The sequence below is a fragment of the Ralstonia sp. Ralssp110 genome (assembly GCF_047325135.1).
Classification (GTDB): domain Bacteria; phylum Pseudomonadota; class Gammaproteobacteria; order Burkholderiales; family Burkholderiaceae; genus Ralstonia; species Ralstonia mojiangensis.
Genome location: NZ_CP168610.1, coordinates 3,594,441 through 3,615,092 on the forward strand (window position 1 = coordinate 3,594,441; position 20,652 = coordinate 3,615,092).

Below are 20,652 nucleotides of genomic sequence, written 5' to 3' on the forward strand. Positions count from 1 at the left end.
AGAGGTCCCTACATCAGCGCGGCGGCAGAGCCATGGCTTTCGTCAGGAACGCTTTGACGTCGGCCTCCGCGCGCTGAGCCTGGTCCAGGTTGGCGCCAGTGGATACGCCCCGGACGGTGCAGCGCTTGTAGTCCGCCTCCATGGCCTGCAGGCTGGCGTACTTTTCGCCGGTCTGCAGGTGGTAGTACGCATCGTGCTGTACGTCGATCATCGTCTGCGGGCACTCGCGCGCCGTGGTCGCTCCGGGGAAGTACTTGAAGTACGCACGCGTGTTGTCGAAGTCGTGATACGCGCTGGGGTAGACGTGCACGTCAACGGCCTGCCCGTCACGCTGCATGATCTCGGCGGCATTGCGGCAGAGCTGCGCGGGCGTGTAGTCGTCTTTCTCGCCCAGCGCGAGCATCAGCGGGGCACCTGCCAGCCGTGGCGGCGGCACTTCCCACCAGAGTGCAGAGCACCCAGGGTAGAAGCCGATGAGCGCTGCAAACCGGGTGTCGTCATCGATGACACCTTTGCGGAACGCATCGAGCGTCATGTCCAGTGCCACACCGCCGCCGCGCGAGAAACCGATCTGCCCGATGCGCTTCGGGTCGATGCGCGGATCGGTGCTCAGCAGCTTGAGCGCGAACAGCGCGTCGGCGTCATTGGCTGCGGGGTTCAACTGCGCCTGGTTGTCCATCGTGTTGGTGATGCCGCGTGGGCCAAACGAATCCACCACGAACGCGGCCATACCCATCTGGTTGAACAGCCGCACCCACCGGTCGACGTCCTTTGGCTGCGGCCCCGCCGAGCCATGCGAAATCACCATCGCAGGCACGCGGCCCTGCAGGTTCTCGGGCAGATACAACGTGCCCCAGATGGGCGTGGGCGACTTGTCGAACTTGCGATGCACCAGCTCCCATTTGCTCTTGGGGGTGGCGCTGTTGAAGTGAATCCGGCCAGTTGGTTTTGCAGAGAGATCGTTGACGATTTCCTGGGCTGATGCAGGTGCACAGATCAGCGCGATGACGAAGATGCCAAGCATCAACACGCCGATTGCATTCCACCGCCACGCGCGCATACACGAGGCGTCTTTTTCATCGCGCAATTCATCGCAGCTTCTCATTTGTTCTTTCAACAGCGGAGAAAGGGGCATCGCTGGAATCCTGGGTTGGCAGAGGCTCTTCGCTTCTTTCTTTATTGAATGGAAATAAAACGCGGCTCATTCGATGTTGGGAAGGAACACATTCTCAAATACCGTTGATTTTTACATTCTTTGTACATCGCTATTGATTGGCATTCCTAGAATCACGCCGTCCGCAACACTTTAAAAAATAGACGCAGTGGGTCAAGTCGCGCGGACAGGGCTGATGCTCGTAGCGATGAGTTGGTCTGGCATGTGCACCGCTAAAGACGGGGCAGGTTCAGAGACAACCTTAGCGAGATGATCGGCCCACCGGGGAAGTTGGACTTCATCAAACCATCAAAGATAAGAAGGGGAAGTCTGCGCAAATCGCGCTACGTCTGTCCGGGGGGACAGACGTAGCGGCTTCTTTTCGCGTGCGCGCGGACGCAAACGTATGTCTACGCCATTGTTCCAGCGCCGCCGCGGGCGGCTTCAGTTTGTCTCCATCGCGCTTGTTGCTTCGCCATTCGCCTTGTTTGGGGCGCTTGCGCATGCAGACTGCACCACCACCGGGCAGACCACCGTCTGCGATACGGCGGCACCCAACCCAACCACATCCACCGTCGGCACCGGCAACGTGGCGGCAGAAGACAACCGCACGGTGACAGTGCAGAACGGCAGCACGCTGGCGGTGGGTGACACCAGCGCCATTGCCCTGCGCGACAACGCCAACATCACGGTGCAAACCGGCGGCACGGTCAGCGCGAACGCCGTGTCGAACTCCGGCTTTTACGGTACGGGCGGCAATGCGATCGACTTCCGCAACAACAGCACGCTGACGGTGCAGCAAGGCGCGCAGGTGCTGGCCAACGGCACACAGTTGAGCGGAGAGGCTGTCAACCCTGAAGGCACGGGTAACACCATCGTCAATGACGGCCTGATCAAATCGGCACACGGCGCGGCGATCTGGTTCCAGAACACCTCCGGCGGCAACACGGTCATCAACAACGCCACGGGGACGATCCAGACGGACGTCGCCAACGGCAACGTGATGGGCGCGTCGGGCAACGGGTCAGTCGACTTCACCAACCGCGGCAAGGTGATCGGCAACCTGATCTTTGCGGGCGGCAATGATGCCTTGCACTTCTATACCGGCTCGTCGGTGAGCGGCAGCATCAACGGCGGCGGCGGTGCCAACGTCATCACGCTCAACGGCACCGACAGCGCGACGCTGGGCACCATCACCAACTTCCAGACGCTGCAGAAGCAGGACAGCGGCACGTGGACGCTGTCCAAGACGCTCGCCAGCATGGGCGTCACCAATGCGGAGGTGCAGCAAGGCACGCTGATCCTGCAAGGCAACAACGGCACCTACACCGGCTCGATGCAGGTGGACGCCGGGGGCACGCTGCAAGGCGACGCGCTGAGCGTGACGAAGGCCGTGACGAACAACGGCCTGGTGCGCTTCCAGCAGGACGTGGATGGCAGCTATGCCGGCCAGATCGTCGGTGCAGGTGCGCTGGAGAAAACCGGCACGGGCACGCTCACGCTCGGTGCAGGCAATACGTACAGCGGCGGCACGACCATCACGCAAGGCACGCTCGCCATCGGTGCGGACAGCGCATTGGGCGGCACTACGGGCGGCCTGACGTTCAACGGCGGCACGCTGCAACTGACGGGCAATGTGGATGTGGCCGCCACGCGCGCCGTCAGCATCACCAATGCCAACGGCACGATTGACACCCAGGGCTTTACGTCGACTGTGAACCAGGGCATTTCGGGTGCGGGGGCGCTCACCAAGGCCGGCAGCGGCTCGCTGGTGCTGGCGGGCGACAACACGTACCAGGGCGGCACCACCATCGCCACCGGTACGCTGCAACTCGGCAATGGCGGCACGTCGGGCAGCATCGTGGGCGACGTGGCCAACAACGGCACGCTGGCCTTCAACCGATCCGATACGTACACGTATGGTGGTCAGGTCTCCGGCACGGGCGCGGTCAATCAGAGCGGCACCGGCACGACGGTACTGACGGCAGATCACACCTATTCGGGCGGCACGACCATCTCTGCGGGGACGTTGCAACTCGGTAACGGTGGTACGTCGGGCTCGGTCCTGGGCAATGTGGTGGACAACGGCACACTGACGTTCAACCGATCGGACGTGTTCACCTTCGGCGGCACCGTATCCGGCACGGGTGGTATCACGCAGGCCGGCACGGGCACGACCGTGCTCACCGCCAACAACGCGATCCGGGGCGACACGTTGGTCGCCAGCGGGGCGCTGGCCATCGGCGACGCGACACACGCCAGTGCCGCGCTCGGCGTGTCGGCCGCCAATGCGCCGCAGAGCCTGCGGCCGATGGCGGGCGGCAGCGGCAACACTGTCCAGATCGCGGCCAACGCCACGCTGGGCGGCTACGGCACCGTGAACGGCGCCGTCACGAACAACGGCACGGTGGCCGTGGCCGATGCGCTGGCGGCGTTTGCCAACGCTGGCGGCGGCAGCCTGACGATCAACGGGTCGCTGAATAACGCCGGCACGGTGCAGGTTGGTGGCGCAGGCGTCGGCAACAAGCTGGTGGTCAACGGCAACTACGTCGGCAATGGCGGCGTGCTGGCCATCAACACCAAGCTGGGCACCGACAACTCGCCGACAGACAAGCTCGTCATTTCGGGCGGCACGGCAAGCGGCAATACGGCGGTGCGCGTCACCAATGCCGGCGGCGCCGGTGCGCGAACCACGGGTGATGGCATCGAAGTCGTCAGCGCGATCAATGGCGCGTCCACGCAGGCCAATGCCTTCGCACTCGCCAACCGTGTGGTCGCCGGCCCGTACGAATACACGCTGCAACGCGGTGGCTCGGCCAGTGCGGACAGCTGGTATCTGCGCACTCTGCAGACAGCAACCGAGGGCACCAGCGGCGCTGGCACGGGCTCCACACAAGCGGCATTGCGTCCGGAAGTCTCTCTCTACACCGCCATTCCGTCGCTGACCTTGCTGTACGGCCGCGCGCTGCTCGATACGCTGCACGAACGCGTGGGTGAAGAGAGCAACCAGGCCACCGCACCGGCAGGCACATCTCCCGTGCTGCGCACCGGCTGGGCACGCGTGATCGCGCAGAAGGGCAGCCGCATGTCGGATGGCAACGGTATCTACGGTAACCAAGGCCCGGCGTTCAGCTACGACTTCGGCGGCGTGCAGGTCGGTGCCGATGTCTACCAGCGCCAGCGCGAGGACGGCAGCCACGACCATGCCGGCGGTTACTTCGCCACCGGCCGCATCGCGGCAGACGTGACGCACGCCGATGGCGCAGACGCCGGCCGTGACACCGTCAACGCCAACACGGTCGGCCTGTATTGGACGCACTTCGGTCCGTCAGGCTGGTATCTGGATGGCGTGGTGCAGGGCACGCGCTACGACGCCGATGCCTCGCCGCACGGCGTGAACGGTCTGAAGACGCATGCGCTCGGTTACGCCGCATCGCTCGAGGCGGGCTACCCGATCGCGCTGTCGCAGCAATGGCGTGTCGAGCCGCAAGCGCAGCTCGTGTATCAGCGTGCCGCGTTTGCCGATGCCAACGACGGTGCTGCCGATGTGCGCTTCAACTCGGTGAACTCGATGCTCGGCCGCCTGGGCGTGCGCGCGAGCAAGCGCTGGGGTGAATCGCCGGAACGTCAGCACACCGCGTGGGTGCGTGCGAATGTGTGGCACGAGTTCCGCGGTGAGACGGGCACACAGATGTCGTCGCCGGATGGTGGCTTCGTGCCGTTCACGTCGCAACTGCCGAGCACGACGCTGGAGCTGACGGGCGGCCTCACGGCGCAGGTGGCGAAGAACGGCGTGTTCTATGCCAGCCTCGGCTACCAGGTCAGCGCGGACCGCCGCTTGCATGGGGTGAACGGCAAGGCTGGGGTGCGCTGGGGTTGGTAAGGCAACGCACGTAACAGGCTCGCGCATATGGCGCGGTGCTGCTCGGCCCATTCAGTGGCCGGGCAGCACTGCGCCTCATGCCGCCGTGACGCTGCCGCCGAGCCGCCATTCGGCAAACGGGCGGCGCGGTGCAATCAGGGCAGGCAGGCGCGGGTCGCGCACATGCGCGTAGTAAGGCTCCATCCAGCACAGCTCATCCTGGAAGGTCCACGGAAACAGCTCTTGCTTGATCGGCGTGATCTTTTCGAAGCTCGCCGGATCCATCACCGCCTCGATCACGAGGTTCGCCAAGCGGCCAATTGCATGGCCGTTCTCCCGGTACAGATCGATATTGCGTCGCTGCACCAGTTCTGCGGCGAACACCAGCGGAATCAGCGCGAACGTGTGGTAGTGCAGTGCACGATTGCCTCGCTTGACCTCACGTGCGAGTGCCCCGTCCGGGCCGATATCACGGATGCCCTCGCGAACGCGCAGCAGCCCGGAGTTGATCAGGTCGCTGTTGCCCGTCGCGGTGCCGATGGCAATCAGGTTGAGTCCGGCCCAATACACCAGGTTGTTGTGCAGATGGTTGATCGCTTCAGCGTTGCGGGTGGCGATCGCAATGCGTTCGAGCCAAGGTGCGATGGCATCCAGCTGCGGTTGGTTCTGCTTGCGGATGTCGTTCGGCATGCGCAGCAGCACCATGGCGAAATCCGTTCCCGCCCATGACCGCTCGTAGTACCCCTGATAGCCGGAAATCTTGCCCATCAACGCATCGGCATCGGCCCAGGTTCGGAGCTGGCTGAGTACGCAGGTCCAATCGCCTTTGTCGGCTGACGCGTTGAGATGCCCGATGAAATTGCGCATCGGTTTCACGTCGCGCGCGTAGCCCGCTGCATCGTCGTAAAAGCCGGGCGGATCGATCGTCCGGACGGGTGCAGGAATCTCGCAGGCGCGGGCTGCATGCACCACACCGAAGCCGGCGCCAATGGCCAGCGAAATGGCTAACAACGTTTGAACGGACGCACGGCGCATTTCGACCTCCGGGGGCGGGGCGGCAAAGGACGGCTGGCAGGGGAAGGCTGGAGCGAGCGGGCTTGCGAGAATACGATGTCCGCACACGCAAAACGGCGTGGTTCGCGGCAGCGTTGACGAGAGTTACAAACGGTAGCGACTATGAAAAAGAGCCGCATCGAGCGGCTCTTCCGACATCAGCAGCGAGGTGCGCTTACGCCGCGTTATCCCCACCCTCCTGCGCCTCCCGCTCTTCGCGTTCCTCGCGCTCTTCACGGGGCAGGGTCAGCATGCCGGTGTTGTAGACGTACTCATACACCTCGCCGTAGCGGCCCCATTCAATGCCGATCTTGAGCACGCGTTCGGCTTCTTCGGGCTTGAGGTACGCCTCCAGTTCGCGCAGCACATGTTCTTCACGGATCTCGCCGTCTTCGTTGGCGTCTAGCTCCGCACGGATGTGCGCGGCCAGGGCCACGCGCTCCAGCAGCTTCTGGCCGAACAGCACCTTGCGCTCGGGTGGTTCGGTTTCCATGTAGGTCTTGCCGAACGGGGTGACGATGATGTCGCCGCGCTCGATGGTGGCCAGTTGCAGCAGGGCCAGCGCTTCGCAGGCGGGCAGCAGGTCGTCGTCGGTCACGCCGGCTTCTTCTGCCAGATGCGGCAGGTCGGCGCGGCCGTTGAACGGTGCTTCGACCAGCAGGTCGAGAATGGCCTCCATCTGGCCGATTTCGGCATCGGGCAGGCGGTAGGCAAGCTGCTCGGCGGCGGGCTCCACGCCCACATGCACGCCCACACGCTCCGGCGAGGTCATCAGGCCGTACACCTCGTCGATGAGGTTGCGCACGGCGGCCGAATCACGATTGCGCGGGCGGGGGAACGGCACGCGCACCTCGGCGCGAATGCGACCCGGATCGCTCGACAGGATGACGATGCGATCCGCCATCATCACCGCCTCTTCGATGTTGTGCGAGACGATGAGGATGCTCTTGATGTTGGTGCGGCGGCCTTCCCACAGGTCGAGCATTTCGTCGCGCAGGTTCTCGCCGGTCAGCACGTCGAGCGCTGAAAACGCTTCGTCCATCAGCAGCAGGTCGGGCTCGGTGACGAGCGCGCGCGCAATGCCCACACGCTGGCGCATGCCGCCGGAGAGTTCGCGGGGCAGGGCGCTGTTGAAACCCGACAGGCCGATCAGGTCGATGGCCTGTTCAGCGCGTTCTTCACGCTCGGCCTTGGCCACGCCTTGCGCCTCCAGACCCAGCTCCACGTTCTGCTGCACGGTCAGCCACGGAAACAGTGCAAACGACTGGAACACCATCGCGATGCCCTGCACTGGGCCGGAGTATTCACGCCCGCGAAACAGCACCTGCCCGCGATCGGCGCGCACCAGGCCCGCCATGATGCGCAGCAACGTCGACTTGCCCGAGCCCGATTTGCCCAGCATGGCGACGATCTCGCCCTGGCGCAGGTTGAGGTCCACGCCTTCGAGCACGGCGCGGTCGGTGTGGTCTGCGGTGCGGAAGATCTTCGAGACGCCGCGCAGCTCCATGACGCTTTCAGCGCTCTGGCTATGGGTGCTGGTGGTAACCATGTGTGTTCTCTGCAAAATAAGGTCGTCTTAGAACGTGCTCAAGATCCGTAGCGAGCGCCCAGCGGTTGGCCCGAGACGCGCAGCCGTACATGAGTACGGCGAGCATCGCAGGGTCAAGTTCGGGGTGCGCAGCGGGATCATGAGCATGTTCTTACAGGCGGGTGCGCTCTTGGGCTATGTCGTACAGGCGGTTCCACAGCAGCCGGTTGAAGCCGACCACGAACAGGCTCATCACGGCAATCCCGAGTGCAATGCGCGGGAAGTCGCCCTTCGATGTCATCTCGGCGATGTAGCTGCCCAGGCCCGTTGCCACCAGCGTGCGGTCGCCCCAGGACACGTATTCGGAGACGATGCTGGCGTTCCACGAACCGCCTGCGGCCGTCACCAGGCCCGTCAGGAGGTTGGGGAACACGGCGGGAATGAGGAAGCGCTTCCACAGCAGCCAGCCGCGCAGGCCGAAGTTGCGGGCGGCCAGTTTCAGCTCGGTCGGGATGGCCGACGCACCGGCAATCACGTTGAAGAGGATGTACCACTGCGTGCCGAAAATCATCAGCGGGCTCAACCAGATTTCGGGGTTGAGCGCGAAGCGCGCGATGAGCATCACGGCCAGCGGGAACATCAGGTTGGCCGGGAACGCCGCCAGGAACTGCGCCACCGGCTGGGCGATGCGTGCCACGTTCGGGTTCAAGCCGATGCGGATACCGATCGGCACCCACACCAGCGCGGCCAGGGCAATCAGCAGGATCACACGCACCATGGTCAGGAAGCCGAGCCAGAAGACATGGCCGACCTCGGCCCAGCCCACCTCGGAGCGCACGAATTGCAGCACGTGCGCCACGGCCACCAGCGCGGCCAGGATGATGACGACATCAGCGATGCGGTGCGACCACGGGAAGCGCGGCAGGAACCCGTTGCCGCCGACAGCGGTTGGCCGCGTGCGCTCGGCACCCCAGGACAGCGTGCGCTCGGCCAGTGCGGCGGTGCGCTCAAGCAGCGCCTTGACCCATTCAGAGCGGCGCAGCAGGTCAAGCAGCCACGATTGCGGTTCGCGTTCCGACGACATCGTGTCGAAGCGGAAGCGGTCTGCCCAAGCAATCAGCGGGCGGAACAGCAACTGGTCGTACAGGATGATGCCGATCAGCATGGCCAGGATGGCCCAACCGATGGCCGGCAGGTTCTGCTGCTGGATCGCCAGCGAGATGTACGAACCGATGCCCGGCAGCTTGATGTCGTGGCCCGACACCGAGATGGCTTCCGACGCCACCACGAAGAACCAGCCGCCCGACATCGACATCATCATGTTCCACAGCAGGCCCGGCATGGCGAACGGCACTTCCAGGCGCCAGAAGCGCTGCCACTTGGACAGCCGGAACACCGTGGCGGCCTCTTCCAGATCGGTCGGGATGGTGCGAAACGATTGGTACAACGAGAACGCCATGTTCCACGCCTGCGACGTGAAGATGGCGAAGATGGCCGCGCATTCCACGCCCACCAGGTTGCCCGGAAACAGCGCAATGAAACCCGTGACCGTGATCGACAGGAAACCCAGCACCGGAATCGATTGCAGGATGTCCAGCGCCGGCACCATCACCTTCTCGGCCGTGCGGTTCTTGGAAGCGATGGCGGCAAACGCAAACGAGAACGCCAGCGACGCGCCCAGCGCCAGCAGCATGCGGATGCTGGTGCGCAGCAGGTAATAGGGCAGTTCAATGACGTCGAGGCTCACGTCCAGCTGTTCGCCAGGCGTGTAGGGCACGTTCATTTGCTTGGCGGCATAGGCCACGAGCACGATGGCCGCCAGAATGATGGGCAGCAGCGCCAGGTCAAACCGGTTGGGCGGCGCCGTCAGCAGATTGCCGAAGTTGACGCCCAGATTGGTACCAAAGGTGGTACCGAAGCGGCCCCGGATGGTGGTTTCGTTGTCGTTTTGCTGCATCTTGGATACCGGGACGGAAACCGCGGACGAAATTCGGGCGCCTCGAGGCCCAGGGGCCGAGGCGCAATACATGGCGTGCGGGGCTGAGCGCAGTGCTCGGCGCAAGCGCTGCTTGGCACCCGGCGGCAAGCCGCCTAGTTTACCTTGCGTAACGTCAGAGCCCGCCGCGCGGTTGTCAGTCTGACGACGTCACATTCCAGAAATGTGACAGAGATGCGACAGCGCCGGTTTGTCATGTTTTATCCAACACATCACCTGCCGGTTCGCCTCGGAGGCTGCCATGTCCGTCATTGCGCAAGTGATCGTTACCGTACAAGGCCGCGTGCAGGGCGTTGGTTACCGCGCCGCGTGTGCCGACCGCGCCCGCCTGCTGGGTCTGCGTGGCTGGGTGCGCAACCGCCGCGACGGGGCGGTCGAGGCATTCCTGGCCGGCCCCGAGGCCAATGTGCTGAGCATGCGGGAATGGATGTGGGAGGGGCCGGACAGCGCCCAGGTCACGCAGCTGGACGTGGTGACGGGCGAGCATGAAGTGCTCGTCCATGGTTTTGAGATCCGCCCGACGGTGTAATTCTCGGCACAGCGGTCTTCCACGCAACTGAAGGCGTGCATTGAAACAAAAAGGGCGACCAGGCAGGCCGCCCTTCTTTCTATCGCCGATGGCGCTGCAGGCTGATCAGTACACGCTCGGTACGATCATGTCTTCCGGCACCGGGTGGCGGATGTACTCCTCGTGGTGCACCCGCTCCGGCAGCGACACCGGCGAATGCGGCACCGGGTGGTAAGGCACCTGGCCAAGCAGATGATCGATGCAATTCAGGCGCGCGCGCTTCTTGTCGTCCGCCAGCACCACCCACCATGGCGATTCGGGAATGTGCGAGCGCTCGAGCATCGCCTCCTTGGCCTGCGTGTAGGCTTCCCAGCGGCGGCGGCTTTCCAGGTCCATCGGGCTCAGCTTCCACTGTTTGAGCGGATCGTCGATACGGCTCTGGAACCGCACTTCCTGCTCTTCGTCCGTCACCGAGAACCAGTACTTGACGATCTGGATGCCTGAGCGCACGAGCATCTTCTCGAACTCGGGCACGGAGCGGAAGAACTCGTCGTATTCCTCGTCGGTGCAGAAACCCATCACGCGTTCGACGCCGGCGCGGTTGTACCAACTGCGATCGAACAGGACGATCTCGCCGGCGGCCGGCAGGTGCGCCACATAGCGCTGGAAGTACCACTGCGTACGTTCGCGATTGGTGGGAGCGGGCAGCGCAGCCACGCGGCACACGCGCGGGTTCAGTCGTTGCGTGATGCGCTTGATGGCGCCACCCTTGCCGGCGGCATCGCGCCCTTCGAAGATCACCACCAGCCGGTGGCCTGTCTCGATCACCCAGTCCTGCAGCTTGACGAGTTCGCCTTGCAGACGAAACAGCTCGCGGAAGTACATGCGTCGCGTTTCGCGCGCTTCGTCGCTGATGCCTTCGCCGCCACCGAGCAGGTGGTCGTCGATTTCCATCTCCAGTTCTTCGTCAAGCGTGTCGAGCAGGTCTTCCTGCAGGCGCGCCTGTCGGGCCGCGTCACGTTCGCTCATGGTGTGTTGCTCCTGCCGATCTTGCGGATATTGCCGAGAGGGGGCGCTGCGCATGGGCAGCGCAGTGCAAGTCTAAGCCCGACTAGGTAGCACAAGCATGTGGCAGGGGAGTGACATGGCGTTGCTTCGCCTATCGCGCCAGGCTTTCGCCCGGCAGCGCCATCGTCCGCCACGGCGCCCGTAATCTACCTGCGCCGCCGCGTATCTGGCGGGCCACAGGAGCCGCCCATGCCGCGTCCATTGCAATCGATCCTAAACTGCTTCCGCCCGCCGCCGGCAGAGGAGCGCGCTTCCACTTCAACCGGCCAACCGGCGGACTCTGCGTCACATCCGCCACGCCGCGCACCGGTAACGTTGCAGGGCCTGGCCAACTTTGACGCCCAACGCATTCGCCAGCGGCAAGTCGAGATTCAGGCCTTGGTGCCAGATACGCGCAAGGCGTTGTCCGACGGCGAGTGCCAACTGGGCGGTTATGTACACGCGCGCCAGGTCGATGGCCGCCCAGTGGAGGGGCCGGCGCTCGAGCGGCTCAAGCGCGGAAATAAAACCGTCATGGAGACCCGCCAGGCGCTCGCGCATGGCCGCGGCAATGTGACTGCCGACATCAATGACAGCAACGGCCAAAGCACGATCCGCACCGCGGCTGGCCGGCGCATCGGGAGGAAGTATCTGCCCGGCACATGTATCCGGAAGAAAGGCCCTCTGTTCAAGTACCCAGCCGACATCCGCGCCGCGGCTGGCGCGATGGCGGCGCAGGCCGGCAATTGCGGGGACCATGCCAACGTGGCGGCGTTTCTTCACGCCGCCAAGCTGGAAGACGGCGAGCGCGTCCACGCCGTGAGCAGCAAAACGGTGGACCACGTGTGGGCCGAGCTGCATGGCGAAACCTCGGATCGCACGCACGACATCGTCATGGACGCATGGGGCAAAGGCCCGGCCATCTTTGCTGAAGACGGCGTCTTTTCGGCAGACGAGCAGGGCACCGCAATCGAACACCATTACGACAAGGCCAGCGGCGCCGAAGCCCACGCAGCGATGCGCAGACTGCAAGTCGAGCACGAACCGCGCATCCAGGAGCACCTGCAGCGCCAGATGAAGAAGCTGGGGCCCGATTTCCGGTTCCCGGACAACGCGATCTGCGACCCGACAGCCGTCATCTGCGCCGAGTTCGCGGAACGTGTGCCAAGAAAAATGAGCCGGCCCGTCGACCCGGCCAAGCTGGCGCCACCGCTCGCAAGCGAAGCGCAGCAATCAACCGAGCCGGTGCAGATGGGCGAACTCTGGATGGCGCCCCTGCGCCAGCAGATCCACGCTACCGAGACGGCACGGGTCCTAGGTGCCAGTGGTGTACGAGAGGTAACGCAGGCGGCTGGGCGCATTGCGCACGTGGCAGCGGATTTGCGCCGCTATCCGCTGGAATCGCATCCGGCACAGACCGCACCTGAAGACGTTTGAGGGGATGGCCCAGATGAGGCAACGGCCTCAGCTCGATTCGCCTTCCAGCATGAACTTGGCGCCGTCGTCCTGGCCGAGCAGGCGCACCAGCGTGGGCATGGCTTCCTGCAATTGCGCCTTCAGCGTCCACGGCGGGTTGACGATGAACATGCCGCTGCCGTGCAAGCCCAGGCCACCCTCGACCGGGTGCCTGACGGTGAGCGTGACGTGCAGCCAATCCTTGGGGCGCAACTGCTTCAGCCGCGAGGGAAATTGCGCGGCTTCGCGCCGCTGCACGAGCGGATACCAGACCGCATACATGCCGGTCGCAAAGCGCTGCAGGCTGTCCTGCAGCGATTGCACGGTGCGGGCGTAATCCTGCTTGTCTTCAAACGACGGATCGATCAGCACCAGCGCGCGGCGCGGCGGCGGGGGCAGGATCGCCTTGATGCCGGCAAAGCCATCGCCGTCGTACAGCATGACCTTGCGCCCGGCGCCGCGAAAGTTGTTCGACAGCACCTTGATCTCGGAGCTGTGCAGCTCGAACAGGCGCAGGCGATCGGCGTCGCGCAACATCTGCCACGCCAGCCACGGCGAGCCCGGGTAGTGCCTCAGTTCACCGTTGGGATTCAGCTCGCGCACCTGGTCGAGGTAGGCGTCGAGCAGGGGCGGCAGTGTTTCGCCGGCTTGGGCCGCGCGCCACAGCGGGCCAATGCCGGTATCGAATTCGGCCTTCTTCTGCGCCCATTCGTGGTCCAGCGCGTAGAGGCCGGCGCCGGCGTGCGTGTCGATGTACCAGAACGGCTTGTCCTTCTGCGTGAGGTAATCGAGCATCTGCACAAGCACGGCGTGCTTGAGGACATCGGCGTGATTGCCGGCGTGGAAGGCGTGACGGTAACTGAGCATCGGCGGGCCATGTGCGCCCGGAGTATCAGGCGCGGGCAGAGAAAACGGTAGGCGCGAATGCTACCACCGCGCGGGATGCGTCCCCAGCGGCACGCTGGGCAGCGTCCAGTGCGGCGGCGTATCGGAGAGCTGCCCCGCGTGGCGCAGCGCGGTGAGCGTGCCGAAGCCGGAGGGCGACGTTTCAAGATACGCACCGATCTCTTCATAGCGCGGGTCGGCCGCATCGAACCCATTGGCCATGCGGCCGAAGCTGCGCAGCCAATGCGCCGTCTGCGCGAGCGACACACGCACGTGCCAGCTGCCGCCCTCCGTCATGCGGCGTGCGAGCGCCGTCATGGCGCCAGCGGCCATGAGGTAACCGGCGCCGTGGTCCAACGCCTGTGCGGGTAGCGGGTGCGGCTTGGCGTCACCGGCTGCCTGTGCTTCCGCCCAGTTGAACCCGCTGGCGGTCTGCACAAGCGAGTCAAAGCCTCGTCGATTGGCCCAGGGGCCGTCATAGCCGTATGCACACAGGCTCACGTAGACGATGCCCGGGCGCAGCGCTGCCACCTGCTCGGGGCCAAACTGCAACGCCGCCAAGCCACCGGGCCGATACCCTTGCACGAAGATGTCGGCGTCGCGCAGCAGCGTGCAGAGTTGCTCGGCACCCGCCGCGTCGCGCAAGTCGAGCTGCGCGGAGCGCTTGCCGCGCCCGGTGTCGATCACCAGCGGCGGAACGGCGGGCAGATGCGGCGCTGTGACGAGCAGCACATCGGCCCCATGCGCCGCCAGCGTCCGGCCGCAGACGGGGCCGGCAATCACGCGCGTGAGATCGAGCACGCGCACCCCCGAGAGCGGACGGCCGTCGGCATGCGCGGGCAGAGGCTGCGGTGGTGCATCGCCAATGCGTTCGATCGTCATCAGCGGTTGCCGCGCCACGGCAATGCCTTGGGGGTGTGCGTCCCACTCTTCAAACGTGCGCGCGGCGGTCACGACCATGCCCGCCTGCGCCGCCGCTTCTTCAAACGCTTCGGCCTTCCATTGTTTCAGCGCAGCGGCCACGGCCGCCCGGTCATACGCGCAGCCCAGCAACTTCAGCACGCCGTCACGGTGATGCGGAAAGTTCGTGTGCAGGCGCACCCAGCGGCCATCGCCGCAGCGGTAGAGCCCGGCAATCTTGTCCCACGGTTCGGGCGGCAACTGGCCATCGAGACGGAAGTAACGCTCGGAGCGAAATTCCAGCGCGGCATGGTGCATGTCGACCGACACGGTCTGCTGCCGCCCGCTGCGCAACGTGTCGACCTGCGCCGCCGCAAGCGCAGCGGCAGCGATGGTGCTTTGCGCGAGCGTGCCCACGGCAAACGACGACGGCAGCGCCGGCTCGGCGCCCGTCAACGTTGCGCGCGACAGCGCGTCGGCCGGCTGGCCGAGCACGCTCCACAACTGGCTGAGTGCGCCGGCGGAGCTGACAGTCTGCATGGAAGGATCAACCACATCAGCAATGGGTGACGGCATGGCGGGGCTCCGCGGGGAAAGTGCGCCCATTACAGTCCCGCACCGCCGATAGCGTCAACATTGACTAGACTGATCAACCTCAATTGGCGTCCACCTCAACCGGCCCGATGACGACCTACCTCAATGCCGCCGAAGCCGCCGCGCGCCTGCACATCTCGCGCCCAACGCTGTACGCCTATGTGAGCCGCGGGCTGCTGGCGGCGTACCCGTCGCCCGATGGACGCGGCAGCCGCTACCGCGAAGCCGATGTGGCACGCCTGGCAGATCAGCGTTCCGGCGGACGGCGCCCGCGCCAGGTGGTGCGCCACGCGCTGGACTGGGGCCTGCCGGTCATGGAATCGGCCATCACGCTGATCGATCACGGGCAGTTGTTCTATCGCGGCACGCCTGCTGTGGAATTGGCCGAACGCGCCACGCTGGAGGCCGTTGCGGCGCAACTCTGGCAATGCGAAGAGGCGGCGGCCTTCAACGCGCCCGCGCCGGTGTTGCCGAAAAGTTGGTACGCAGCGCTCACGTCGTTGGCAGACGCGGACATCCGCCAACGCTGCATGGCGCTGTGCGCGCTTGCCTTGCCGGCCCTGGACGAGGCCGCGTGGCGCCAGGATTCCGCACGCACAGCGCGCGATGCCGGAACACTCCTGCGCGTGGTATTTGCCGCCATGCTCGGGCGCAAGCCCGACGCTGCGCACGTGCATCTGCAATGCCAGCAGGCATGGAACGTTGATGCGCGCGCCGCAGAGGCCATCCGCGTCGCATTGGTGCTCTGCGCCGATCACGAACTCAATGCCTCAAGCTTTGCAGCGCGCGTTGTCGCATCAACCGGCGCCAGCCTGGGCGCCGTGGTCAGTGCAGGGCTGGCTGCGCTCACCGGGGGCCGCCATGGCGGCACCACGGCGCGCGTGGAGGCATTGCTGAGCGAGCTGGAAGGGGAGCGCTCCGTGGCAACGGCACTGCGCCGTCGGCTTGATCGCGGCGATACGCTGCCGGGCTTTGGCCACCCGCTGTATCGCAAGGCCGACCCGCGCGCCGACGCAATCCTGGCGCAGTTGCCGAAGGCAAGCGCGGTACGCAGGCGGCTGCAAACCGTGATGGATGCCGTGGCCGGGCTGACCGGCGATGGGCCATCGGTGGATTTCGCGCTGGTGGCCACCCGGCGTGTGCTCGGGCTACCGGAAGGTTCTGGCTTTGGCCTGTTTGCAGCGGGGCGTACGGCAGGCTGGATTGCCCACGCGCTGGAGCAGCGCGCGGCGGGGCAGTTGATTCGCCCGAGAGCCGCCTATGTGGGGCCGATGCCGGCCGCGCCGGACGCACCGACGGGCCGCATCATCCGTGTGCGCTAAGGCGCGATCAGGCCTGCGGAATCTCGATCTTCACCTCAAGCACTTCCAGGTTGTCCTGGCGCTCGAGGTTGACCTTGATGTCGTCGTTGCCGATCTTCACGTACTTCGAAATCACGGCCACCAGCTCGCGTTGCAGCGCGGGCAGGTAGTCGGCAGGCGCACCGCTGGCGGTACGTTCATGGGCGAGGATGATCTGCAGACGTTCCTTGGCGACGGTCGCAGTCTTCTTCTTCTCGCCCAGCAGGAAAGACAGAATCGACATGAATGTGCGTCTCCTTATTTACCGCTGCCGCCGAACAGGCGCTGCAGGAAGCCCGGCTTGTTGTATTCGACGTAGCGCAGTTCCTTCTCTTTGCCCAGGAAGCGGTCGATCACGTCGTGGTAGGCGTTCGCCACGTCGGAGCCTTCGATGTGGATGGCGGGCGTGCCCTGGTTGGACGCCTGCAGCACGGCCTCCGATTCCGGAATCACGCCGATCAGCTTGATGCGCAGGATTTCCTGGATGTCGGTGAGCGAGAGCATCTCGCCTTCGGACACGCGCTTCGGGTTGTAGCGCGTGAGCAGCAGGTGTTCCTTGATCGGCTCCTTGCCTTCAACAGCGCGGCGCGACTTGGACGACAGGATGCCCAGGATGCGATCCGAATCGCGCACCGAAGAGACTTCCGGGTTCGTCACGACGATGGCCTCATCGGCAAAGTACATCGCCATCAGCGCGCCCGATTCGATACCGGCGGGCGAATCGCAGACGATGTATTCGAAGCCCATTTCCTTCAGGCCTTCGATCACCTTCTCGACGCCTTCACGCGTGAGCGCATCCTTGTCGCGCGTCTGCGAGGCGGGGAGGATGAACAGGTTTTCGCACTTCTTGTCCTTGATGAGGGCCTGGTTCAGGTTGGCCTCACCGTGGATCACGTTGATCAGGTCATACACGACGCGGCGCTCGCAGCCCATGATGAGGTCGAGGTTGCGCAGGCCGACGTCGAAGTCGATGACGGCGGTCTTGTGGCCGCGCAGCGCAAGGCCGGCAGAGAACGCCGCACTGGTGGTCGTCTTGCCGACGCCGCCCTTGCCGGAGGTGACTACGATGATCTTGGTCATGGCTCGTATATCGAAAAGTTAAATCGCTCGGCGCACGGGGTGCGTCACTTCATCCGCAACGGTTCGAAAACCAGCGTGTTGTCCGCGAGCCGGACCTGCGCAGGCTTGCTGGCGTAGGGCTCCGGCCACGGGGTTTCGCCGGTGCGGTAGATGCCGGCGATGGAAATTAGTTGAGGCTCCAGGCACGTGCAGAAGATGCGCGCGTCCAGGTTGCCCTTCACGCCCGCCAGCGCGCGACCGCGCAGCGAGGCATAAACGTAAATGTTGCCCTCGGCGATCACCTCGGCGCCGTCGCTCACCAGGTCGAGCACGACGAGGTCGCCGCGCGCATAAATGCGCTGGCCGGAGCGCAACGGACGATCGATGATCATCGTGCCGGGCTGCATGGCCACGGCATCGACGGGGGGAACAGCGGGGGCGGGGGCCGGCGCTTCGGCAGCCTGGGCGTGCTCGGGGGCGTCCTGGCCTTCGCCGTTGTCCTTGGCGTCTTTCTCGCCGCGCGGGCGGCGTCCGTGGCTGTCGAGCAGCGGCAGACCAAAGGCCTGGGCCCACTCAGCCTGCTCCGGGCTGGCAACCACGCCGATCGCGCGGGCGCGCAGCGAGGTCAGCGTCTCAACCAAACGGTCGATGGGCAGGCGCTCGTCTGCGGCCAGGCGGCGCACGTCGATGGCGATCACGTCGTTGGAGAAAAACTCCGGCGTGTCGGCAAAGCGTCGCGTGAGTTCGGCGGCCAGGGCGTCCATGTCGGCGGTGCGCGGCGACAGCAGCAGGGCATCGACGGTGCCGCTGCGGATCTCGAACAGCGGCGCTTTCTTCTGGGACATAGAACGGCTACGCGGAAAAATGGGCTCATTCTAACGTTGTTGACGAAACGCCTTGGATTTTTTGGCCCCGCCGCTCCGCCATCCGGCTGAGACCCGCAGCCGGCGCTGTTCTCCACACCGCCGGGGCCACGCGCAAATGTCATGCGATGGTCACAGCATCGTCATGCACGCTTTTGATACTTCTCCGCTTCTGCGCCCCCCGGCCCAGTCTGTTGTCCTTTCGCGTTGCGCAAACGGTTCCCCGATTCTGCGTGCGCGTCCGCGCGTCATTCGCTTCATCAGCAATTCGCAATTCGCATTCAGCAGTCCGTAGTTCGCATACGAAAAAATAGACTTCAGGGAGAAGTTCATGCGAGTCCGACCATTGTGTTCGGCGGCGTTGCCGCTTGCTGTTTTTTTGTCGATGTCGTTGGCTGCCTGTGGCGGCAGCGACGATAGCCCCTCCACTGGCAGCGCCACGCCTGCCGCCAGTGCTGCCCCCGCCGGCACCAAGGCCACGCTGGCCGTGCTGGAGACGACCGACCTGCATACCAACGTGTTGTCGTACGACTATTTCAAGCTCGCGGCCGACAACTCGCTCGGTTTCGAGCGCGTGGCAACGCTCATCAACCAGGCGCGCACGCAATTCCCGAACACGCTGCTGCTGGACAACGGCGACACCATCCAGGGCACCGCGCTGTCGGATTACCAGGCCATGGTGAGCCCGGTCACGTGCGACCAGACGCTGGCGATCTACAAGGTGATGAACGCTGCCAAGTACGACGGCGGCGGCATCGGCAACCACGAGTTCAATTACGGCCTGCCGTATCTGTCGCAAGTCACGGGCAATACGTTCAACGTCGATGGTCTGCCCGATCCGGCCACGCAGAAGAAATGCGCGGGCCCGACCTTCCCGCAGGTGCTGGCCAACGTGGTGAGCGCAAAGACGAATGCGCCGCTGTTCCAGCCGTACACGATCATCACCAAAACGGTGACGGCCACGGCGCCGGACGGCACCACCATCACCGCGCCGGTCAAGGTCGGCATCATCAGCTTTACGCCGCCCACCATCACGAGCTGGGACAAGCGCTGGCTCGACGGCAAGGTTTATACCGTCGGCATCAAGGAAACGGCCGCCAAGTACATCCCCGAAATGCGCGCGAAGGGCGCCGACCTGGTAGTGGCCATTTCGCACGGTGGGCTCGACAACTCCACGTATTCGCCGACGATGGAGAACGGCAGCTGGTGGCTGTCCACCGTGCCGGGCATCGATGCCATGCTGATCGGCCATTCGCACCAGCTCTTCCCGGATGCCAAGAGCACCGTCAGTCAGTTCAACCTGCCGGGTGTCGACAAGGTGGCCGGCACCGTGAACGGTGTGCCGACGGTGATGGCCAACTACTGGGGCAAGCACCTGGGTGTGATCAAGCTTGGCCTGACGTTCAACGGCACGAACTGGGCCGTCGACAAGACGCAGACCACGGTGGAGGCGCGCTCGATCCAGAACGCGGACAAAACGTACGTGGCGGCCGACCCGACTGTTTCCGCAGCCATCGCCACCGAACACCAGGCGACGATCAACTATGTGAAGACGCCGGTGGGTAGCACCGACTTCAACATGAGCACGTACTTTGCCGACGTGGGCGATCCGGGTGCCATCGAGATCGTCAACCAGGCGCAGGCGGATTACGTGTCGGCGTATGTTCAGGCAAACCTGCCGCAGTACGCTTCGCTGCCAGTGCTGTCGGTGAGCGCACCGTTCAAGAGCGGCTTTGGTGGCGGTACGGATTTCACCGATGTGGCGGCTGGCCCGCTGGCGATCAACAACGCGGCTGACCTGTACCTGTATCCGAACACGGTCTACGCGGTGAAGGTGGCGGGTACCGACATCAAGAACTGGCTGGAGACGGCGGCCAAGCGCTTCAACACCATCGACCCGACGCAAGCGACGGTGCAGAAACTGGTGAGCACCTTCCCGGGCTACAACTTCGATATGTTCACCACGCCGGACCTGACGTATGAGATTGATGTCACGCAGCCCGTGGGCAGCCGCATCAAGAACCTCATGTACAAGGGCGTGGCACTCGACCCGGCAGCGCAGTTCATCGTGGCGACCAACAACTACCGTGCAAGCGGCGGTGGCAACTTCCCGGGCCTAGACGGCAGCAAGACGATCTATGCCTCGCCGGATGCCAACCGCGATGTGCTGATCAGCTACATCAAGAAGATCGGCAGCGTGAAGCGTGCGACCAACGGTTCGCAGCGCAGCTGGCGCTTTACGAAGCTGGCGACGTCGGCGGCAACGGTGGTGTTCCCGTCGGCGGCGGGCAAGCTGACGGCGGCCGGGGCGGCGGGCATCAACAACGTCACGCTGTATCAGGCCGATGACGGCACCAACAAGGGGTTGTCGCTGTATCAGATCGATCTGACGCAGTAAGAGGAACACGC

General features: G+C 64.7%; 15 protein-coding genes. 5 read left to right on the plus strand and 10 right to left on the minus strand.

Annotated elements, in window-relative coordinates; translation table 11 throughout:
* Nucleotides 1–13: 13 nt before the first annotated feature.
* The gene (locus ACEN9T_RS25795; RefSeq protein ID WP_413707489.1) at nucleotides 14–1,024 is read right to left on the minus strand and encodes a dienelactone hydrolase family protein; all 1,011 of its coding nucleotides are present in this window, start codon (nucleotides 1,022–1,024) and stop codon (nucleotides 14–16) included.
* Between the two features lie 535 nt (nucleotides 1,025–1,559).
* Here ACEN9T_RS25795 and ACEN9T_RS25800 point away from each other — a divergent pair.
* Nucleotides 1,560–5,036, plus strand: a complete 3,477-nt coding sequence (locus tag ACEN9T_RS25800; RefSeq protein ID WP_413707490.1) for an autotransporter outer membrane beta-barrel domain-containing protein — start codon at nucleotides 1,560–1,562, stop codon at nucleotides 5,034–5,036.
* A 75-nt stretch (nucleotides 5,037–5,111) separates the two neighbouring features.
* Here the strand turns inward: ACEN9T_RS25800 and ACEN9T_RS25805 are convergent, their stop codons facing one another.
* From ACEN9T_RS25805 to ACEN9T_RS25815, 3 genes are all read right to left on the minus strand, one after another.
* Entirely contained in the window at nucleotides 5,112–6,050 is a 939-nt protein-coding gene (locus ACEN9T_RS25805; RefSeq protein WP_413707491.1) for a mannuronate-specific alginate lyase, read from the minus strand.
* 193 nt (nucleotides 6,051–6,243) lie between these two features.
* Complete coding sequence (locus ACEN9T_RS25810; protein ID WP_092976858.1) at nucleotides 6,244–7,617, minus strand: nitrate/sulfonate/bicarbonate ABC transporter ATP-binding protein; 1,374 nt, start codon at nucleotides 7,615–7,617, stop codon at nucleotides 6,244–6,246.
* A gap of 151 nt (nucleotides 7,618–7,768) precedes the next feature.
* Nucleotides 7,769–9,553, minus strand: a complete 1,785-nt coding sequence (locus tag ACEN9T_RS25815; protein WP_092976861.1) for an ABC transporter permease — start codon at nucleotides 9,551–9,553, stop codon at nucleotides 7,769–7,771.
* A gap of 280 nt (nucleotides 9,554–9,833) precedes the next feature.
* Between ACEN9T_RS25815 and ACEN9T_RS25820 the strand changes: the two genes are divergently transcribed.
* On the plus strand, nucleotides 9,834–10,121 hold the full coding sequence (locus tag ACEN9T_RS25820) for an acylphosphatase (RefSeq protein WP_413707492.1): 288 nt from the start codon (nucleotides 9,834–9,836) through the stop codon (nucleotides 10,119–10,121).
* Nucleotides 10,122–10,226: 105 nt separating this feature from the next.
* Here the strand turns inward: ACEN9T_RS25820 and ppk2 are convergent, their stop codons facing one another.
* Nucleotides 10,227–11,129: a polyphosphate kinase 2 gene (gene ppk2, locus ACEN9T_RS25825; protein ID WP_092976867.1), complete on the minus strand. Its 903-nt coding sequence runs from the start codon at nucleotides 11,127–11,129 to the stop codon at nucleotides 10,227–10,229.
* Nucleotides 11,130–11,357: 228 nt separating this feature from the next.
* On the opposite strand from ppk2, the gene ACEN9T_RS25830 reads away from it, so the two are divergent.
* A complete protein-coding gene (locus ACEN9T_RS25830; RefSeq protein WP_413707493.1) occupies nucleotides 11,358–12,584 on the plus strand; it encodes an AVRPPHE avirulence protein in 1,227 nt (408 codons plus the stop codon).
* Between the two features lie 27 nt (nucleotides 12,585–12,611).
* On the opposite strand, the gene ACEN9T_RS25835 is transcribed toward ACEN9T_RS25830, so the two are convergent.
* Nucleotides 12,612–13,469: a 23S rRNA (adenine(2030)-N(6))-methyltransferase RlmJ gene (locus ACEN9T_RS25835; protein ID WP_413707494.1), complete on the minus strand. Its 858-nt coding sequence runs from the start codon at nucleotides 13,467–13,469 to the stop codon at nucleotides 12,612–12,614.
* Nucleotides 13,470–13,529: 60 nt separating this feature from the next.
* A complete protein-coding gene (locus tag ACEN9T_RS25840) occupies nucleotides 13,530–14,963 on the minus strand; it encodes a CoA transferase (protein ID WP_413707495.1) in 1,434 nt (477 codons plus the stop codon).
* Nucleotides 14,964–15,070: 107 nt separating this feature from the next.
* Here ACEN9T_RS25840 and ACEN9T_RS25845 point away from each other — a divergent pair, with 107 nt between their 5' ends.
* Nucleotides 15,071–16,303, plus strand: coding sequence for a citrate synthase family protein (locus ACEN9T_RS25845; RefSeq protein WP_413707496.1), 1,233 nt, complete (start codon nucleotides 15,071–15,073; stop codon nucleotides 16,301–16,303).
* 7 nt (nucleotides 16,304–16,310) lie between these two features.
* On the opposite strand, the gene minE is transcribed toward ACEN9T_RS25845, so the two are convergent.
* Genes minE through minC form a run of 3 tightly spaced genes read right to left on the minus strand, consistent with a single transcriptional unit; the run spans nucleotide 16,311 to nucleotide 18,225 of the window.
* The gene (gene minE, locus ACEN9T_RS25850; RefSeq protein WP_024977189.1) at nucleotides 16,311–16,565 is read right to left on the minus strand and encodes a cell division topological specificity factor MinE; all 255 of its coding nucleotides are present in this window, start codon (nucleotides 16,563–16,565) and stop codon (nucleotides 16,311–16,313) included.
* Between the two features lie 14 nt (nucleotides 16,566–16,579).
* Nucleotides 16,580–17,401, minus strand: coding sequence for a septum site-determining protein MinD (gene minD / locus ACEN9T_RS25855; RefSeq protein ID WP_012436754.1), 822 nt, complete (start codon nucleotides 17,399–17,401; stop codon nucleotides 16,580–16,582).
* Nucleotides 17,402–17,445: 44 nt separating this feature from the next.
* Nucleotides 17,446–18,225 (minus strand): septum site-determining protein MinC, encoded by a 780-nt coding sequence (minC, locus tag ACEN9T_RS25860; protein WP_413707497.1) that lies wholly within the window; start codon nucleotides 18,223–18,225, stop codon nucleotides 17,446–17,448.
* Between the two features lie 349 nt (nucleotides 18,226–18,574).
* On the opposite strand from minC, the gene ACEN9T_RS25865 reads away from it, so the two are divergent.
* A complete protein-coding gene (locus ACEN9T_RS25865; RefSeq protein ID WP_413707498.1) occupies nucleotides 18,575–20,641 on the plus strand; it encodes a bifunctional 2',3'-cyclic-nucleotide 2'-phosphodiesterase/3'-nucleotidase in 2,067 nt (688 codons plus the stop codon).
* Nucleotides 20,642–20,652 lie beyond the last annotated feature (11 nt).

Bases quoted from the DNA above. Each gene is read 5' to 3' on its own strand.
- ACEN9T_RS25865 (WP_413707498.1), top strand. From the start codon at position 18,575: ATGCGAGTCCGACCATTGTGTTCGGCGGCGTTGCCGCTTGCTGTTTTT.
- ACEN9T_RS25815 (WP_092976861.1), bottom strand. From the start codon at position 9,553: ATGCAGCAAAACGACAACGAAACCACCATCCGGGGCCGCTTCGGTACC.
- ACEN9T_RS25810 (WP_092976858.1), bottom strand. From the start codon at position 7,617: ATGGTTACCACCAGCACCCATAGCCAGAGCGCTGAAAGCGTCATGGAG.
- ACEN9T_RS25805 (WP_413707491.1), bottom strand. From the start codon at position 6,050: ATGCGCCGTGCGTCCGTTCAAACGTTGTTAGCCATTTCGCTGGCCATT.
- ACEN9T_RS25800 (WP_413707490.1), top strand. From the start codon at position 1,560: ATGTCTACGCCATTGTTCCAGCGCCGCCGCGGGCGGCTTCAGTTTGTC.
- ACEN9T_RS25845 (WP_413707496.1), top strand. From the start codon at position 15,071: ATGACGACCTACCTCAATGCCGCCGAAGCCGCCGCGCGCCTGCACATC.
- minC (WP_413707497.1), bottom strand. From the start codon at position 18,225: ATGTCCCAGAAGAAAGCGCCGCTGTTCGAGATCCGCAGCGGCACCGTC.
- ACEN9T_RS25830 (WP_413707493.1), top strand. From the start codon at position 11,358: ATGCCGCGTCCATTGCAATCGATCCTAAACTGCTTCCGCCCGCCGCCG.
- ACEN9T_RS25835 (WP_413707494.1), bottom strand. From the start codon at position 13,469: ATGCTCAGTTACCGTCACGCCTTCCACGCCGGCAATCACGCCGATGTC.
- ACEN9T_RS25795 (WP_413707489.1), bottom strand. From the start codon at position 1,024: ATGCTTGGCATCTTCGTCATCGCGCTGATCTGTGCACCTGCATCAGCC.
- ACEN9T_RS25840 (WP_413707495.1), bottom strand. From the start codon at position 14,963: ATGCCGTCACCCATTGCTGATGTGGTTGATCCTTCCATGCAGACTGTC.
- ppk2 (WP_092976867.1), bottom strand. From the start codon at position 11,129: ATGAGCGAACGTGACGCGGCCCGACAGGCGCGCCTGCAGGAAGACCTG.
- minE (WP_024977189.1), bottom strand. From the start codon at position 16,565: ATGTCGATTCTGTCTTTCCTGCTGGGCGAGAAGAAGAAGACTGCGACC.
- minD (WP_012436754.1), bottom strand. From the start codon at position 17,401: ATGACCAAGATCATCGTAGTCACCTCCGGCAAGGGCGGCGTCGGCAAG.
- ACEN9T_RS25820 (WP_413707492.1), top strand. From the start codon at position 9,834: ATGTCCGTCATTGCGCAAGTGATCGTTACCGTACAAGGCCGCGTGCAG.